The following is a 15,381-nucleotide window of genomic DNA, read 5'->3' on the forward strand; positions in this document are numbered from 1 at the left end:
ATCACAAATTGGCCAACGGCTTTTATCAGGCGAGTTCGATCAGTTCCCGATACTCGTCGGACCAGTAGTCCTCGGTGCCATCCGGGAGCAGCACCACCCGCTGCGGCTCCAGGGCTTCGGCGGCACCGGGATCGTGTGTCACCAGGACCACCGCGCCCTGATAGCTGCGCAGCGCGTCGAGCACCTGCTCGCGCGAGGCCGGGTCCAGGTTGTTGGTCGGCTCGTCGAGCAACAACACGTTGGCGGTCGAGGCCACCAGGCCGGCCAGGGCCAGGCGGGTCTTCTCACCGCCGGACAGGGTGCCTGCGGGCTGGTCGAGTTGCGGGCCGCTGAACATGAACGCACCCAGCAGGCTGCGCAGCTCCTGGTCGCCAGTATTCGGTGCGGCGTAGCGGATGTTGTCCCATACCGAGGCGCCACCGTCGATGGTGTCGTGTTCCTGGGCGAAGTAGCCGAGCTTGAGCCCGTGTCCGGGCTCGATGACACCGGCGTTGGCTTTCTCCGCCCCCGCCAGAATCCGCAGCAGCGTGGTCTTGCCCGCACCGTTGAGGCCGAGAACCACGACCCGTGAACCCTTATCGATGGCCAGATCGACGCCGGTGAAGATCTCCAGCGACCCGTAGGTCTTGGTCAGCCCCTTGGCCACCAACGGCGTACGACCGCAGACCGCAGGAGTGGGGAACCTGATCTTGGCCACCCGGTCGGCAACGCGTTCTTCGTCAAGCTCGGAGATCATCCGCTCGGCCCGACGCAACATGTTCTGTGCCGCAACGGCTTTGGTGGCCTTGGCGCCCATCTTGGCGGCCTGGATGCGCAGCGCGCCGGCCTTCTTCTCGGCGTTGGCACGTTCGCGGCGGCGCCGCTGTTCGTCGGTGGCGCGCGCGTCCAGATACTTCTGCCAGCCCATGTTGTAGACGTCGGCCTCACCGCGGACGGCATCGAGGAACCAGACCCGGTTGACCACGTCGGCGAGCAGGGACACGTCGTGGCTGATCACCACCAGTCCACCGGTGTGGTTCTGCAGGAAGGTACGCAGCCAGCCGATCGAGTCGGCGTCGAGGTGGTTGGTCGGTTCGTCGAGCAGCAGCGTGGTGTCCGAGCCTGAGCCGGTGTCCGACGCGGCGAACAGAATGCGGGCCAGCTCGACACGACGACGCTGCCCGCCGGACAGGGTCCGCAGGGCTTGGGTCAGCACCCGTTCGGGCAGGCCGAGGCTCGCGCAGATCCGGCCCGCCTCGCTTTCGGCGGCGTAGCCACCCAGGGCGGAAAACTGCTCTTCGAGGACGCCGTAGCGTCGGATCGCCTTGTCGCGGGTGGCGTCATCGGCCACCTCGGCCATCAACGCCTGTTGCTTTTCCAGGTCGGTGAGCAGCGTGTCCAGGCCGCGGGCGGAGAGCACCCGGTCGCGCGCCAACATTTCGAGGTCACCCTCGCGCGAATCCTGCGGCAGGTAGCCGATCTCACCGGTACGCACGATCGAGCCCGCGTAGGGCTCCCCCTCGCCGGCCAGGATGCGCATCGTGGTGGTCTTGCCCGCGCCGTTGCGCCCGACGAGACCGATCCGATCTCCCGGCTGAATCCGCAGCGCGGGTCCTTCAGCGGACAACAGGGTGCGCGCTCCAGCGCGGACCTCGAGGTCCGTTGCGGTGATCACGGTGACGCTCCTACTACCTAGTGCAGGCGGCACCGCATCAGCGGTACCGCTATTTATCGTCGGGAAAAGCCGGGGGTCGCTGCTCCGCGCGCGCCGCCACCGCTTCTTCAAAGTTCCGGGTGAGCAGGCGTACATAGAGTTGGCCCAGGCCTTCCGCCTGCATGTGCCCCTCCAGGGTAACGGCGTCCAGTCCACTCCACAGCGTGCGTTTGGTCAACTCGATACCCGGGCGGGAGAAACCCACGATGCGCTCGGCCATCTCATAGCAGGTCTCCAACAGGTCCTCGTCGGGCACCTCGCGCGACACCAGTCCGATGCGTTCGGCCTCTCCTGCATCCACATCGCGGCCCGTCAGCATCACTTCGAAGGCCCGTGAGGTGCCGATCGCGCGCGGCAACAGAAAGCTCAGGCCCAGCTCGCTGGCGGTCAGCCCGTTGTTGATCCCGGCGGCCCGGAAGTAGGCACTCGACCCCGCCACTCTGATATCGCAGGCCAGGGCCAGGCACAGCCCGCCACCGATTGCTGCGCCGTTGACCGCGGCAATCACCGGTTGGTGCAGCTTGCGTAGCGCCAGGATGACGTCATCGAGGACTTCCATCGACCGCAACGCAAACGTCGGCCTGGTGAGGCCGTCAACGTGCGGGACGCTGCCCGCCGACTTGTGGTCGGCACCCGATGAGAAACCCCGCCCCGCGCCCGTGAGCACGACGGCCCGTACCGAGTTGTCGTAGGTGATCTCGTCGAGCACCCGCTTGAGCGGAACCATGACATCGAACGCCATCGAGTTCATTCGCTCGGGGCGATTCAGCGTGATCAACGCCACGTGCGGGCGTGGGCGGTCAACTAGGACGAATTCAGAGGTCACGGGACTGCACGTTAGCGTGTGGGTCCCGTCACATGGCGCGGCCTATTCGGCTGTGTCGGTCGACTCGGCCGCGATGGCCGCGTCGACGTCGAATTCCTTCACCTGCTGGATCAGGTCCTCCAGCGCAGCCGGTGGAAGTGCGCCGGCCTGGTTGAAGACCAGCTTGCCCTTCTTGAACGCCATCAGTGTCGGGATGGACCGGATCTGCGCGGCGCCGGCCAGTTCCTGCTCGGCCTCGGTGTCGACCTTCGCGTAGACGACGTCGGGATGCTTTTCTGAGGAGGCCGCGAAGGTGGGCGCGAACGCTTTACACGGACCGCACCAAGACGCCCAGAAATCCACCAGCACGATGTCGTTATCGTTGATGGTGTCGTTGAATTGATCCGCGGTCAGGTCTTTGGTAGCCACATTTCTCCTAACATTGGCGTCGCTGTCTGTGTTCCCAGGTTCCCAGGTTCCGCGCTGATGCGCAGCTACACCAGTCTCAGAGCTGGCTGCGGCCCCGTTCGAAGAATTCGACGATCCCGTCGGACAGGACGCTCTCGGCCAGCCCGAGATCGAGAACCTGTGCAGCGCCAAAGGGTGCGTTCCAGAACGCGCCAGAGCGCGGCTGCCACGGCCCGACATAGGCATACGGCCGGTCGTGAAACGAATCACCAGGCGAGACACCGTAATTCACCTCGTTCACGACGACGGAAACGTCGAAATGCTCGGGCCAGAGCACCGGATGCTCGTCGGGCGCAAACGCCACCAGAGCCTGCCCGCCGGCGTAAAGACTGCGGTACACATCGGTGGCGGCCGACGGGTCGAGATCGAGTACGGCGTCTTCCGGCAGTGGATCCACGATCGCGTAGGCACCCTCGGGTGGACCGAACTTCAGCCCCGTGGTGATCTGCAACGCCGGCAGCGGCCCGTGGAGTGCGACCCGGCCCTCCGGCCACGCGAAGTCGGTGCCGTTGACCTCGATTGGGAGGGCGGTTCCGACGAAACCCGCGGGCCGGACCGCCAATCGGATGGTGCCCGTCGCCCGGTACTGCGGACCGGCAATCAAGCTTTCCGCGATACCGCGTAGTTGCCGGCAGGTAGCGGTGTACACGTCGTTGGCCACGGTTTTATGTTCTACCCGTTCGAGGCCGGCGGATTGGGCGTGAGCGTCAGATTCTGCCCCGTGGGCGGGCCGGTATGGGTGGGAGCCACCGGTGCGCTCGACGACGGCGCCTCGGTCTGGGCTGACACCGTGGCGTTCGGGCTCGGCGTTGGCCCCGAGCCGAGTGCCTCCTCGGCAAGACCGATGCACTCATAGGAGTTGTGGCCGGTGCATGGCACACCGTCCACCTCCGGCGCCCCGCCGAACACCGACGGCGTGAGCTGCACGACCGAGGGTGAGAGTTCTGGAACGCACACGCCGGTGAAGAGGTCCTCGGACTCCCCCGCCGGGCATTTTGCGGAGAGCACGGACTGTGGCGACAACACCGCCACGCACGAGATGATGATGGCCGCCACCGTCGCTGCGACACCGAAGACCAGCATCACCCGACGCATCACGTGGGGGTGGGTCGCTCTCGTCCACATGTGGCCGCACCTGTCCGTCTCAGCGGTGGAAACCGCGAACTCGCTGTGAGCGACCATACCCGCGTCGGAGTCAATCTTCGCGGCGATGTCACGCACCGGGCGGTCATGCCACCCGCCGAGGTTGGACTGAAAGCTGTTGCCTAGACGGTGAACCCGAGGGCGCGCAATTGTTCGCGGCCATCCTCGGTGATCTTGTCCGGACCCCACGGCGGATTCCAGACCCAGTTGATCTTGATGTCGTTGACCAGGCCGGCGCCCACCAGCGCGTTGCGTGACTGATCCTCGATGACATCGGTCAGCGGGCACGCCGCCGACGTCAACGTCATATCGATCAGCGCGACCTTGCCGGATTCGGCCTCTTCGATGCTCAGTCCGTAGACCAGGCCGAGGTCGACGACGTTGATCCCCAATTCGGGATCGACGACATCACGCATCGCCTCTTCCAGATCGGCGAATGTCTCGTCGTCGATGGTCGTGGATCCTTCGCCCGCGCCCGCCGCAGCAATCTCGCTCATCGTGCCTCCTCCAAGTCTGATTCCGCACTCGCCTGCGCGAGCGCGTCTTTGAACGCCATCCATCCCAGCAGCGCACATTTCACCCGCGCCGGATACTTCGACACACCGGCGAAGGCAATCCCATCGCCGATCACGTCCTCGTCACCCTCAACGTTCCCGCGCGAGGAGATCATCTCCGTGAAGGCCGCCACCGTGGTCAGCGCATCGCCGACGCTGTTGCCGATGATCTGGTCGGTCAGTACCGAGGTCGCCGCCTGACTGATCGAACAGCCCTGCCCGTCATAGGAGATATCGGCAACGGTTTCCCCGTCATCAGACAGGGTCACCCGCAGGGTGACCTCGTCGCCGCAGGTCGGGTTGACGTGGTGCACCTCGGCGGCGAACGGCTCGCGCAGGCCGCGGTGATGCGGGTGCTTGTAGTGGTCCAGGATCACTTCCTGGTACATCTGTTCCAGTCGCACGCGGGCCTCAGTCCCTACCGAAGAAATCGACGGCACGTTTGACCCCGGCCACCAGTCGGTCGACCTCGTCGCGGGTGTTGTAGACCGCGAACGACGCCCGCGCCGTGGCGGCAATACCGAACCGGCGGTGCAGCGGCCACGCGCAATGGTGACCGACGCGCACTGCCACCCCCTCGTCGTCGAGTACCTGCCCGACGTCGTGGGCATGGACACCGTCGACGACGAAGGACACCGGCGACCCACGGTCGGTCATCGACTCCGGACCGATGATTCGCACGTTCGGAATCCCGGCCAGCCCTGCCACAGTGGCGGCCACCAGTTCTTGCTCATGGGCCTCGACGGCGGCCATCCCGATCGCGTCCAGATACCGCGCGGCCGCGGCCAAGCCGACCACCTGTGAGGTCATCGGGGTGCCCGCCTCGAAGCGCTGCGGAGCAGGCGCATACGTGGCGGCTTCCATCGTGACGGTCTCGATCATCGAGCCACCGGTCAGAAACGGGGGCATGGCGGCCAACAGTTCGCGCCGGCCGTAGAGCACGCCGATTCCCGTGGGCCCCAGCATCTTGTGGCCGGAGAACGCGGCAAAGTCGACGTCGAGGGCATGGAAGTCGACCGGCTGATGCGGTACCGACTGGCAAGCGTCCAACACGGTCAGTGCCCCCACCGCCTTGGCGCGGCGCACGATCTCGGCGACGGGAGCGATCGCTCCGGTGACATTCGAGTGATGGCTGAATGCGACGATCTTCACCCGCTCGTCGAGCTCAAGGGAGTCCAGATCGATGCGGCCGTCATCGGTGACCGAGTACCAGCGCAGGGTGGCGCCGGTGCGGCGCGCCAGTTCCTGCCACGGGATCAGGTTCGCGTGATGTTCGAGTTCGGTGGTGACGATGACATCACCAGGACCGACCGCACGATCAAACCTGTTGTCGCCCAGTGCGTACGACACCAGATTGATCGACTCGGTGGCGTTCTTGGTGAACACCAGTTCGTCTGGATCGGCGCCGACGAACGCCGCGATATCGGCCCTGCCCTGCTCGTAGGCGTCGGTGGATTCCTCCATCAACTGATGTGCACCGCGGTGCACTGCCCCATTGGACGTGGTCAGAAAGTCGCGTTCGGCGTCGAGCACCTGCAGTGGTTTCTGCGATGTCGCACCGGAATCCAGGTAGGCCAACTGGTTTCCGCCGCGCATCAACCGGGCCAAGATGGGAAAGTCAGCTCTGATCCTGGTCACATCCAGATCGACCGACGCCGTCACGTCAGGCTCCGGCTTGTGCCTGATTGGAGGCCTGAGTGAAGCGCTCGTAACCGTTGGCTTCGAGCTCATCGGCCAGTTCGGGGCCACCGGAGGTGACAATGCGACCGTCGAAGAACACATGCACGAACTGCGGCTGGATATAACGCAGGATGCGGGTGTAGTGCGTGATCAGCAGGACGCCGCCGTTCTCGGCTTCGGCGTAGCGATTGACCCCTTCGCTGACGATGCGCAGCGCGTCGACGTCCAGACCGGAGTCGGTTTCGTCGAGGATGGCAATCTTCGGCTTGAGCAGGCCCAGCTGCAGGATCTCATGGCGCTTCTTCTCGCCACCGGAGAAGCCTTCGTTGACGCTGCGCTCGGAGAATGCCGGATCGATATCGAGGTCGGACATCGCCGCCTTGACCTCTTTGACCCAGAGCCTCAGCTTGGGCGCCTCACCGCGGACCGCGGTGGCGGCGGTGCGCAGGAAGTTCGACATCGATACGCCGGGAACCTCGATGGGGTACTGCATGGCCAGGAACAGGCCGGCGCGGGCCCGCTCATCCACGCTCATCTCCAGAACATCCGCGCCGTCGAGGGTGATCGACCCCGAGGTGACGGTGTACTTGGGATGACCGGCGATCGCGTAGGACAACGTGGACTTACCGGATCCGTTGGGACCCATCACCGCATGCGTCTCGCCGGAGCGCACCGTCAGGTTGACGCCCTTGAGGATCTCGATATCGGCCGCGCCGCTGGGGTCTTTGACGCTGACGTGCAGATCTTTGATTTCCAGAGTGGTCATGATTGAGCTGTTCTCGATTCAGTGATGGCTAGTTCTCGTTCGATAGCGTGGGTGAGGCGCTCGCGCACCTCGGGGACGGCGATCTTGGCGATGATCTCGCCGAAGAAGCCGCGCACCACCAGGCGTCGCGCCTGATCCTCGGGAATGCCGCGGGCCCGCAGATAGAAAAGCTGCTCGTCGTCGAAACGACCGGTGGCACTGGCATGTCCGGCGCCGGCGATCTCACCGGTTTCGATTTCCAGGTTGGGTACCGAGTCGGCGCGGGCACCGTCGGTCAACACCAGATTGCGGTTCGCCTCATAGGTGTCGGTACCGGACGCCTCGGCCCTGATCAGCACATCACCGATCCACACGGTGTGGGCGTCGGGCCGTTTCGAGTCCGGATCACCTTGCAGCGCACCCTTGTAGAGCACATCGGACTTGCAGTTTGGCTGCGAGTGATCGACCAGCAGGCGCGACTCGAAGAACTGTCCGTCGTCGGCGAAATACGTGCCGAGCAGCTGCGCGTCGCCACCAGGCGCATCGAACCGCACCGTCGCCGACGTGCGAACGACGTCGCCGCCGAGCGTGACGTTGACGTGCGCGAACACCGCGTCTTTGCCCAGCCGCGCGTGATGGGAGCTGACGTGGACCATATCGTCGGCCCAGTCGGCGATCCAGATGACGCCGACCGCCGCCGCGTCACCGACGATGATCTCGACGTTATCGGCGTAGGTCCCGCTGCCACGCAGGTCAACCACGACGGTCGCCCGCGACAGTTCCTCGACGCGAATCTGCAGGTGCCCGTAGGCCACTGCGCCCTCGCCGGGACCGGTCACGATGATCTCGATGGGTTCGGCTAGCTCGGTGTCGCGTGCAACCGTCACCACGGTCGCTGAGTCGAAGGACGAAAATGCTTGTGCGGCAACGCGGTCAGCGGGCACGCCGCCCTGGCCGAGGCGTTCGTCGCCGCGGCCGACCGTCTCGACGGTCACAGCGGGGTGTTCGCTGACCGTGATGGCAGCGGTACCGGTCGCGGGGGCCGTTCCGTCGTGCAGACCGCGCAGTCGCTTCAGCGGGGTGAACCGCCACAACTCGTCACGGCCGCCGGGGACCTCGAAGGCATTGACATCAAACGAGGCAAACAGTTCGCCCTTGTTCTTGATGATCCCTTCGGCAGCCTCGGTCACATTGTTGGTATCCGTCACTAGCCGACCGCGCCTTCCATCTGAAGCTCGATGAGCCGGTTGAGCTCAAGGGCGTATTCCATCGGCAGCTCCCTGGCGATCGGCTCCACGAAGCCACGCACCACCATGGCCATTGCCTCGTCCTCGCTCATCCCGCGACTCATCAGATAGAACAGCTGATCTTCGCTGACCTTCGACACGGTGGCCTCATGGCCCATCGTGACGTCGTCCTCCCGGATGTCGACATACGGGTAGGTGTCGGAGCGGCTGATCGTATCGACAAGCAGCGCATCGCATTTCACGCTGGAACGCGATCCGTGTGCACCCTTGTTGATCTGCACCAGGCCGCGGTAGGACGCGCGACCGCCACCGCGGGCGACCGACTTGGAGACGATGTTGCTCGACGTGTTCGGCGCCAGGTGCAGCATCTTGGCACCGGTGTCCTGGTGCTGGCCTTCGCCGGCGAACGCCACCGAGAGCACTTCACCCTTGGCGTGCTCGCCGGTCATCCAGACCGCCGGGTACTTCATGGTGACCTTGGAGCCGATATTGCCGTCGACCCACTCCATGGTGGCGCCGGCCTCGGCGCGGGCCCGCTTGGTGACCAGGTTGTAGACGTTGTTCGACCAGTTCTGGATGGTCGTGTAGCGGCAGCGACCGCCGGGCTTGACGATGATCTCGACGACAGCCGAGTGCAGCGAATCGCTCTTGTAGATCGGCGCGGTGCAGCCCTCGACGTAATGCACGTAGGCATCCTCGTCGACGATGATCAGCGTCCGCTCGAACTGACCCATGTTCTCGGTGTTGATCCGGAAGTACGCCTGTAGCGGGATGTCGACGTGCACGCCCTTGGGCACATAGATGAACGAGCCGCCCGACCACACCGCGGTGTTCAGCGCGGAGAACTTGTTGTCCCCGGCCGGGATCACGGTGCCGAAGTACTGCTTGAACAGCTCGGGATGCTCTTTCAGCGCAGTATCGGTGTCCAGGAAGATGACGCCGAGGGCCTCGAGATCTTCGCGGATCGAGTGGTAGACCACCTCGGACTCGTACTGGGCGGCGACACCGGAGACCAGACGCTGCTTTTCCGCCTCGGGGATACCGAGCCGGTCATAGGTGTTCTTGATGTCTGCAGGCAGGTCATCCCACGTGGCGGCCTGCTTTTCGCTGGAACGCACGAAGTACTTGATGTTGTCGAAGTCGATGCCTTCGAGGTTGGATCCCCAGTTCGGCATCGGCTTCTTGCCAAAGGTCCGCAGCGCCTTGAGCCGGACATCCAGCATCCACTCGGGCTCGCTCTTCTTCGCCGAGATATCGCGCACCACAGCATCGGAAATACCCCGGGTGGCCGAGGCTCCCGCGACGTCCGAGTCAGCCCAGCCGTAGCCGTACTTACCCAGCGACGCAATCGTCTCTTCCTGGGTGAGCGGCGTCTCCGGTGTGAGTGTCATTGCGACACACTCCTTTTGATCTTGTGGTGGCTCCGATGCAGGCTGCGCGCCGAAGTTCGTGCTGGTTTTGTGTAGCTAATGCGGAGTCGGACTCAGCGGTACGTGGGTAGTGCAGGCGCAGTCGCCGTTGACGATGGTCGCGAGCCGTTGCACGTGAGTACCCAGCACTTCGGCCATCGCGTCCTGCTCGGCCTCACAGAGTTCGGGGAATTCCTGCGCGACGTGCGAGACCGGACAGTGATGCTGACAGATCTGCACCCCCTGGATCGGTCCGCGGACCCTGGTGGTCGTGGTGGCGTAGCCGGCGGAGGTGAACGCGTCGGCCACCCGGTCGGCCGCACCGCGGATATCGGCCTCGGCATCACTTTCGGCGGGCGCCACCCCGGCCAAAATCGTGTCGATGCGGCGACGGGCGAACGTCCGCACGGCGTCATCGCCACCGATTTCGCGTAGTTGCCGCATGGCCGCCGAGGCCAGGTCGTCATAGGTGTGTTCGAGCTTGGCCCGACCGGCCGCGGTCATCTGGTAGCGCTTCGCAGGCCTGCCCCGACCCTCCTGCTGCCAGGCGGCGCCGGCGTTGGCCTGCGCATCGCCGGCGTCGATCAGGGCGTCGAGGTGACGACGCACCCCCGCGGCGGACAACCCCAACCGCTCACTGATGCTCAGCGCAGTCACAGGACCGGACTCGAGGAGGAGGCGGATGATGGCTTTACGCGTGTGCCCCTCCTGCGTGTGGCCGTCCTGGGCGGGCGCAGCGACGTGTGACACGCGCGCAGCCTCGGAACGGAATTTCACAACACCAGTGTGACGCAATTCCGGAGGTGGGTCTAGCAAGGTAACCCTTAGCCCGTCATCGCTTTACTCACAGGCCAATCGGGAATAACCCGCCGGTTACAGTTCTGTGGTGGCAGCCCGCCAACGTTCGTTGAGCCTTTCCATCGCCCGCCTACACGGCGACGAGCGAACAGTAGGGGCCCCGCTGAACGACGCCGAACTCGTCGCACTGCGGCGGACCCGGCTCTTTGGCGCCACCGGCACGGTGTTGATGGCGATCGGCGCATTGGGTGCAGGTGCGCGACCAGTCGTGCAGGACCCCACCTTCGGCGTCCGGCTGCTCAACTTGCCCTCCCGAATCCAGACGGTGTCATTGACGATGACGACGACCGGTGCCGTGATGATGACGCTGGCCTGGCTGATGTTGGGCCGGTTCGCGCTGGGTAAGCGGCGGATGACGCGCAGCCAGACCGACCGCACGCTGATGCTGTGGATGTTGCCACTGCTGGTGGCGCCGCCGATGTACAGCAAGGACGTCTACTCCTATCTGGCGCAGAGCCAGATCGCCAGGATCGGCCTTGACCCCTACCGGGTCGGACCCGCCCCTGGTCTGGGCCTCGATCACGTCTTCACACTCTCGGTGCCGAGCCTGTGGCGCGAGACCCCGGCGCCCTACGGTCCACTGTTCTTGTGGATCGGGCGCACGATCTCAGAACTCACCGGCGAGAACATCGTCTGGGCGGTATTGGCCCACCGGGTGGTCGTCCTGGCAGGTGTGGGGCTGATCGTCTGGGCCACCCCCCGGTTGGCGCGGCGCTGCGGGGTCGCCGAGGTCAGCGCGTTATGGCTGGGCGCCACCAACCCGCTGCTGTTCATGCACCTGGTCGCCGGTATCCACAACGAGGCGCTGATGCTCGGCCTGATGCTCGCCGGCACCGAATTCGCCCTGCGGGGTATCGATTCGGCCAAACGGTTGCTGCCGCGACCGCTGCACTGGCCGCACGGCCGCGCCGACTGGGTCACCTGGCGACCACTGGGGATGCTGATCATCGGCGCCGTCCTGATCACGATGTCATCGCAGGTCAAGCTGCCCTCGCTGCTGGCGCTCGGCTTCGTCGCCATGGCATTGGCCTGCCGGTGGGGCGGCACCATCAAAGCGTTTCTGATCGCCAGCATCAGCCTGGGCACACTGTCAGTGGCCGTGATGGCCGTCATCGGATGGGCCAGTGGCCTCGGCTTCGGCTGGTTGTTCACCCTCGGCACCGCCAACGTCGTGCGCAGTTGGATGTCCCCACCCACCCTGCTGGCACTGGGCACGGGACAGGTCGGCATCCTGTTGGGCCTCGGCGATCACACCACCGCTGTGCTCTCACTGACCCGCGCCATCGGTGTGCTCATCATCGCGGTCCTGGTCACCTGGTTGCTGCTGTCGGTCCTGCGCGGGCGACTGCACCCTGTCGGCGGACTCGGAGTGGCCCTTTTCGCAACCGTGCTGCTGTTTCCGGTGGTGCAGCCCTGGTATCTGCTGTGGGCCATCATCCCGCTCGCCTGCTGGGCTACCCGGCCCGGTTTCCGGATCGCCACCATCGGCGTCACCCTGGTGGTGGGCATTTTCGGGCCGACTGCCAACGGCGATCGGTTCGCGCTGTTCCAGATAGTCGATGCGACACTGGCCAGCTTCTTGATCGTGGCTCTGCTGATCGTGATCACCTACCGCCATCTGCCGTGGCGCAAGCTGCCCGAACCAGTCCCGGACTCCGACGCGGCGCCGGTTGAGTCGCATCCCACACCGGGCCAGGCACGCCTGCCCGCCGACGACGCCTACGCTGAGTCTCCGTGAGTTCGGATCCTGTACACCCCGTGCGCCTGCGCGGGGTCACCAAGCGCTACGGATCGACGACGGCGGTGTCCGGGCTGGACCTCGATGTACACCGCGCCGAGGTGTTGGCGCTGCTCGGCCCCAATGGGGCAGGCAAGACCACGACCGTCGAGATGTGCGAAGGCTTCCTCAAACCCGACGCCGGGACCATCGAGATCCTCGGGATGGATCCGTCGGCCGATAACGCCAAGCTCCGGGCCAGGATCGGGGTGATGTTGCAGGGCGGTGGCGGCTACCCCGCAGCCAGAGCAGGCGAGATGCTGGAACTGGTCGCCGCCTACGCCGCCGACCCGCTTGACCCGCGGTGGCTGCTGGACACCCTCGGGCTGACAGATGCCGCCCGCACCACCTATCGCCGGCTCTCCGGCGGCCAGCAGCAGCGCCTCGCGCTGGCGTGCGCGTTGGTCGGACGCCCGGAGCTGGTCTTCCTCGACGAACCCACCGCGGGCATGGATGCCCACGCCCGGCTGGTGGTGTGGGAACTGATCGACGACCTGCGCCGCGACGGTGTGACCGTGGTTCTCACCACTCATCAACTCAAGGAGGCCGAGGAGCTCGCCGACCGGCTGGTCATCATCGACCACGGGGTGGCAGTGGCCGCCGGGACTCCCGCAGAACTGACGCGATCCGGCGCCGAGGACCAGTTGCGCTTCACCGCACCGCGACGGCTGGACCTCTCGCTGCTGGAATCGGCGCTGCCGGAGGGCTACCGAACCAGCGAGGTCACTGCCGGTGAGTACCTCGTCGAAGGCCATATCGACCCGCAGGTACTGGCCACGGTCACCGCATGGTGTGCCCGAGTCAACGTGCTGGCCACCGATATGCGGGTGGAACAGCGCAGCCTAGAAGACGTGTTCCTCGATTTGACGGGTCGTGAATTACGATGAGCGGCAATCTTTTTCCGCCAGGAACGTTCACGCCCGACCCGCGACCGAACACCGTGCAGAAGATGCTGGCCGCGCAGTTCGGGCTGGAACTCAAACTGCTGCTGCGCAACGGTGAGCAGCTGTTGCTGACCATGTTCATCCCGATCACCCTGCTGGTCGGACTGACCCTGCTGCCGCTGGGGTCGTTCGGTGACAACCGGGCCGCCACCTTTGTGCCGGCCATCATGGCGCTCGCGGTGATCTCGACCGCGTTCACCGGCCAGGCCATCGCCGTGGCATTCGACCGCCGCTACGGCGCACTCAAGCGGCTCGGTGCCACCGCCCTGCCCGTCTGGGGCATCATCGCGGGCAAATCACTCGCAGTGATCGCGGTGGTCTTCCTGCAGGCAATTGTGTTGGGCGTCATCGGAGTTGCGCTCGGTTGGCGGCCCGACCCGCTGGGCTTGCTGCTCGGAGCGGTCGTCATCGCGCTTGGCACCGCAGGTTTCGCCGCGCTCGGCCTACTGCTGGGAGGGACGCTGAAGGCCGAGATCGTGTTGGCCGTCGCCAATCTGCTGTGGTTCATCTTCGCCGGGCTGGGTGCGCTCACCCTGGAGGCTGGCGTCGTCCCCACCACGCTGCGGTGGATCGCGCGACTGACCCCGTCGGGCGCGCTGACCGAGGCGCTGTCTCAGGCGGTGACGACGTCGGTGGACTGGTTCGGCATCGCCGTGCTGGTGGTCTGGGGCGCCGTCGCTGCGGTCTGCGCCCTGCGCTGGTTCCGGTTCACCTGAGGCTGACCGCCCGCTAACTGCGGGAGCAGATATTCGAGCTGGCCGACTTCCTCGATGTTGTGTTTGACCCACGCCCGCGCCATGGCGTCGGGAAACTTCCGGGTCAACGCGTAGTTCACCGGGGTGAATGCCGCCGAGCGCGCGCCGATATCCAACACACTCACATAGTGGGTGCCGTCGGCGCCGAATGACCAGGTGTGCTCCAGCTGGAACACGACCACTCCGGCGATCCGTGACACCAAGCGGATCCCCGTCTCATCGAGCTTTTCCACCCGGTCAACCACATCGACTGCGAATTGATCCTGCCCGCCGAACTTTTCGACGATGCGGAAGCGAGCGCCCTCGGCCGCGCCGCCACCGCCAGCGGGCCGGGCCAGTTCCCAGCGGACATGGTCGATCGGGTGCCAGGCCTGGTAGCGCCCGACGATCTGGCCGCCGTAGGACATGGTGCCGTCGAGATGGCGGAACCAGTCCAGCAGCATGGCTGGGGTGACACCGGCCAGTGGTTGGTGGTCGATGGTGACCCGACGGCGAAAGTGCGGCGCGCTGGTGTATCTCACCGCGGCGGAATCGACGCAGCGAAACGGAACGATCACAGGCAGAGACATCAGCTCCTCCTCTCATTAGGGAACGTTTGCGTTTCTTAAACAGGAGGCTAGACTCAGCACATAAGAAACGCAAGCGTTCTCTAAAAGGAGCGGGCATGGTCCGTCGTCGCGGCGAAGAACTCAATGACGCCATCTACGCGGCGGTACTGCGCATCCTGGCCGAACACGGCGCCGCCGGGGTCACGATGGAAGCGGTCGCCGCCGCCGCAGAGACCAGCAAGGCGGTGCTCTACCGCAGATGGCCCGATCGGGCAAACCTGTTGCGCGACACCCTGCTTCGCACCGCCACCGCGGCGATTCCGCACGCCGACTCTGGCAGTTATCGCGGCGACATGCTTGCCGTGTTGCGCGGTTGGACCGCATTGTTCACGGGACCGCAGGCGGCTGTGATGAAGGCGGTCGTCGCGGCGATATCCACCGATACCGACCTGGCCGAAGCCTTTCGGACGGAGGTGATCGGCTGGCGAAAACAGGAGATGTCCGCACTGCTTCAACGGGGCATCGACCGTGGGGAGGTGCGCGCCGACGTGCCGCTCGATATCGCCAGGGAGCTCGGCCAGAGTGTGTTGTGGCACCGACTGTTGATCACCGGTGACCCGCTCGATGACGACCTGGCGGTACGACTCGTCGACGATGTCCTGGTGCCTTTCGTCGAGCCCCGCTGACCTCGGGCCTACCGACATCCCTACTACGGCGTGTAGTTAACCGTCCTCTACGATCGGGCGGTGTCCGTC

17 protein-coding genes are annotated in these 15,381 nt (G+C 65.3%); 4 read left to right on the forward strand and 13 right to left on the reverse strand.

The window, feature by feature from the left end; genetic code table 11:
• Positions 1–25 precede the first annotated feature (25 nt).
• The 12 genes from ADBZ9O_RS20350 to ADBZ9O_RS20405 form a co-directional block, all read right to left on the reverse strand.
• Positions 26–1,654 carry an ABC-F family ATP-binding cassette domain-containing protein gene (locus ADBZ9O_RS20350; protein WP_526524739.1) on the reverse strand — a complete coding sequence of 543 codons (1,629 nt, stop codon included), beginning with the start codon at positions 1,652–1,654 and terminating at the stop codon, positions 26–28.
• A gap of 49 nt (positions 1,655–1,703) precedes the next feature.
• Complete coding sequence (locus tag ADBZ9O_RS20355) at positions 1,704–2,519, reverse strand: enoyl-CoA hydratase (protein WP_526524740.1); 816 nt, start codon at positions 2,517–2,519, stop codon at positions 1,704–1,706.
• Positions 2,520–2,561: 42 nt separating this feature from the next.
• The gene (gene trxA, locus ADBZ9O_RS20360) at positions 2,562–2,927 is read right to left on the reverse strand and encodes a thioredoxin (RefSeq protein WP_526524741.1); all 366 of its coding nucleotides are present in this window, start codon (positions 2,925–2,927) and stop codon (positions 2,562–2,564) included.
• 76 nt (positions 2,928–3,003) lie between these two features.
• Positions 3,004–3,627 carry a hypothetical protein gene (locus ADBZ9O_RS20365; RefSeq protein ID WP_526524742.1) on the reverse strand — a complete coding sequence of 208 codons (624 nt, stop codon included), beginning with the start codon at positions 3,625–3,627 and terminating at the stop codon, positions 3,004–3,006.
• An 11-nt stretch (positions 3,628–3,638) separates the two neighbouring features.
• A complete protein-coding gene (locus ADBZ9O_RS20370) occupies positions 3,639–4,091 on the reverse strand; it encodes an intersectin-EH binding protein Ibp1 (RefSeq protein ID WP_526524743.1) in 453 nt (150 codons plus the stop codon).
• A 140-nt stretch (positions 4,092–4,231) separates the two neighbouring features.
• The gene (locus tag ADBZ9O_RS20375; RefSeq protein WP_526524744.1) at positions 4,232–4,606 is read right to left on the reverse strand and encodes a metal-sulfur cluster assembly factor; all 375 of its coding nucleotides are present in this window, start codon (positions 4,604–4,606) and stop codon (positions 4,232–4,234) included.
• Complete coding sequence (gene sufU / locus ADBZ9O_RS20380) at positions 4,603–5,052, reverse strand: Fe-S cluster assembly sulfur transfer protein SufU (RefSeq protein ID WP_526533332.1); 450 nt, start codon at positions 5,050–5,052, stop codon at positions 4,603–4,605. Before sufU ends, ADBZ9O_RS20375 begins: the two co-directional genes overlap by 4 nt.
• A 22-nt stretch (positions 5,053–5,074) precedes the next feature.
• Entirely contained in the window at positions 5,075–6,325 is a 1,251-nt protein-coding gene (locus tag ADBZ9O_RS20385) for a cysteine desulfurase (RefSeq protein ID WP_526524745.1), read from the reverse strand.
• 1 nt (position 6,326) lies between these two features.
• Positions 6,327–7,109: a Fe-S cluster assembly ATPase SufC gene (sufC, locus tag ADBZ9O_RS20390; RefSeq protein ID WP_526524746.1), complete on the reverse strand. Its 783-nt coding sequence runs from the start codon at positions 7,107–7,109 to the stop codon at positions 6,327–6,329.
• Positions 7,106–8,296: a Fe-S cluster assembly protein SufD gene (gene sufD, locus ADBZ9O_RS20395; protein ID WP_526524747.1), complete on the reverse strand. Its 1,191-nt coding sequence runs from the start codon at positions 8,294–8,296 to the stop codon at positions 7,106–7,108. The genes sufC and sufD overlap by 4 nt, the downstream gene beginning before the upstream one ends.
• Entirely contained in the window at positions 8,296–9,726 is a 1,431-nt protein-coding gene (gene sufB / locus ADBZ9O_RS20400) for a Fe-S cluster assembly protein SufB (protein WP_526524748.1), read from the reverse strand. The genes sufD and sufB overlap by 1 nt, the downstream gene beginning before the upstream one ends.
• A 75-nt stretch (positions 9,727–9,801) precedes the next feature.
• Positions 9,802–10,560, reverse strand: coding sequence for a helix-turn-helix transcriptional regulator (locus ADBZ9O_RS20405; protein ID WP_526524749.1), 759 nt, complete (start codon positions 10,558–10,560; stop codon positions 9,802–9,804).
• Positions 10,561–10,630: 70 nt separating this feature from the next.
• Between ADBZ9O_RS20405 and mptB the strand changes: the two genes are divergently transcribed.
• The 3 genes from mptB to ADBZ9O_RS20420 are packed head-to-tail and all read left to right on the forward strand — an operon-like array spanning position 10,631 to position 14,039.
• Entirely contained in the window at positions 10,631–12,340 is a 1,710-nt protein-coding gene (mptB, locus tag ADBZ9O_RS20410; protein WP_526524750.1) for a polyprenol phosphomannose-dependent alpha 1,6 mannosyltransferase MptB, read from the forward strand.
• Positions 12,337–13,266 (forward strand): ABC transporter ATP-binding protein, encoded by a 930-nt coding sequence (locus ADBZ9O_RS20415; protein ID WP_526524751.1) that lies wholly within the window; start codon positions 12,337–12,339, stop codon positions 13,264–13,266. The genes mptB and ADBZ9O_RS20415 overlap by 4 nt, the downstream gene beginning before the upstream one ends.
• Positions 13,263–14,039, forward strand: coding sequence for an ABC transporter permease (locus tag ADBZ9O_RS20420; protein WP_526524752.1), 777 nt, complete (start codon positions 13,263–13,265; stop codon positions 14,037–14,039). The genes ADBZ9O_RS20415 and ADBZ9O_RS20420 overlap by 4 nt, the downstream gene beginning before the upstream one ends.
• Here ADBZ9O_RS20420 and ADBZ9O_RS20425 read toward each other — a convergent pair.
• Positions 13,937–14,647, reverse strand: coding sequence for a hypothetical protein (locus tag ADBZ9O_RS20425; protein ID WP_526524753.1), 711 nt, complete (start codon positions 14,645–14,647; stop codon positions 13,937–13,939). The genes ADBZ9O_RS20420 and ADBZ9O_RS20425 overlap by 103 nt on opposite strands.
• Positions 14,648–14,742: 95 nt before the next feature.
• On the opposite strand from ADBZ9O_RS20425, the gene ADBZ9O_RS20430 reads away from it, so the two are divergent.
• On the forward strand, positions 14,743–15,312 hold the full coding sequence (locus tag ADBZ9O_RS20430; protein WP_526524754.1) for a TetR/AcrR family transcriptional regulator: 570 nt from the start codon (positions 14,743–14,745) through the stop codon (positions 15,310–15,312).
• Positions 15,313–15,381: the final 69 nt, after the last annotated feature.

The organism is Mycobacterium sp., assembly GCF_965229105.1.
In the GTDB taxonomy this organism is placed as follows: domain Bacteria; phylum Actinomycetota; class Actinomycetes; order Mycobacteriales; family Mycobacteriaceae; genus Mycobacterium.

Excerpts from the sequence above, each read along its gene's own strand:
- ADBZ9O_RS20370 (WP_526524743.1), bottom strand. The coding sequence starts at position 4,091 with ATGTGGACGAGAGCGACCCACCCCCACGTGATGCGTCGGGTGATGCTG.
- ADBZ9O_RS20375 (WP_526524744.1), bottom strand. The coding sequence starts at position 4,606 with ATGAGCGAGATTGCTGCGGCGGGCGCGGGCGAAGGATCCACGACCATC.
- sufU (WP_526533332.1), bottom strand. The coding sequence starts at position 5,052 with ATGTACCAGGAAGTGATCCTGGACCACTACAAGCACCCGCATCACCGC.
- sufC (WP_526524746.1), bottom strand. The coding sequence starts at position 7,109 with ATGACCACTCTGGAAATCAAAGATCTGCACGTCAGCGTCAAAGACCCC.
- sufB (WP_526524748.1), bottom strand. The coding sequence starts at position 9,726 with ATGACACTCACACCGGAGACGCCGCTCACCCAGGAAGAGACGATTGCG.
- ADBZ9O_RS20420 (WP_526524752.1), top strand. The coding sequence starts at position 13,263 with ATGAGCGGCAATCTTTTTCCGCCAGGAACGTTCACGCCCGACCCGCGA.
- ADBZ9O_RS20425 (WP_526524753.1), bottom strand. The coding sequence starts at position 14,647 with ATGTCTCTGCCTGTGATCGTTCCGTTTCGCTGCGTCGATTCCGCCGCG.
- ADBZ9O_RS20430 (WP_526524754.1), top strand. The coding sequence starts at position 14,743 with ATGGTCCGTCGTCGCGGCGAAGAACTCAATGACGCCATCTACGCGGCG.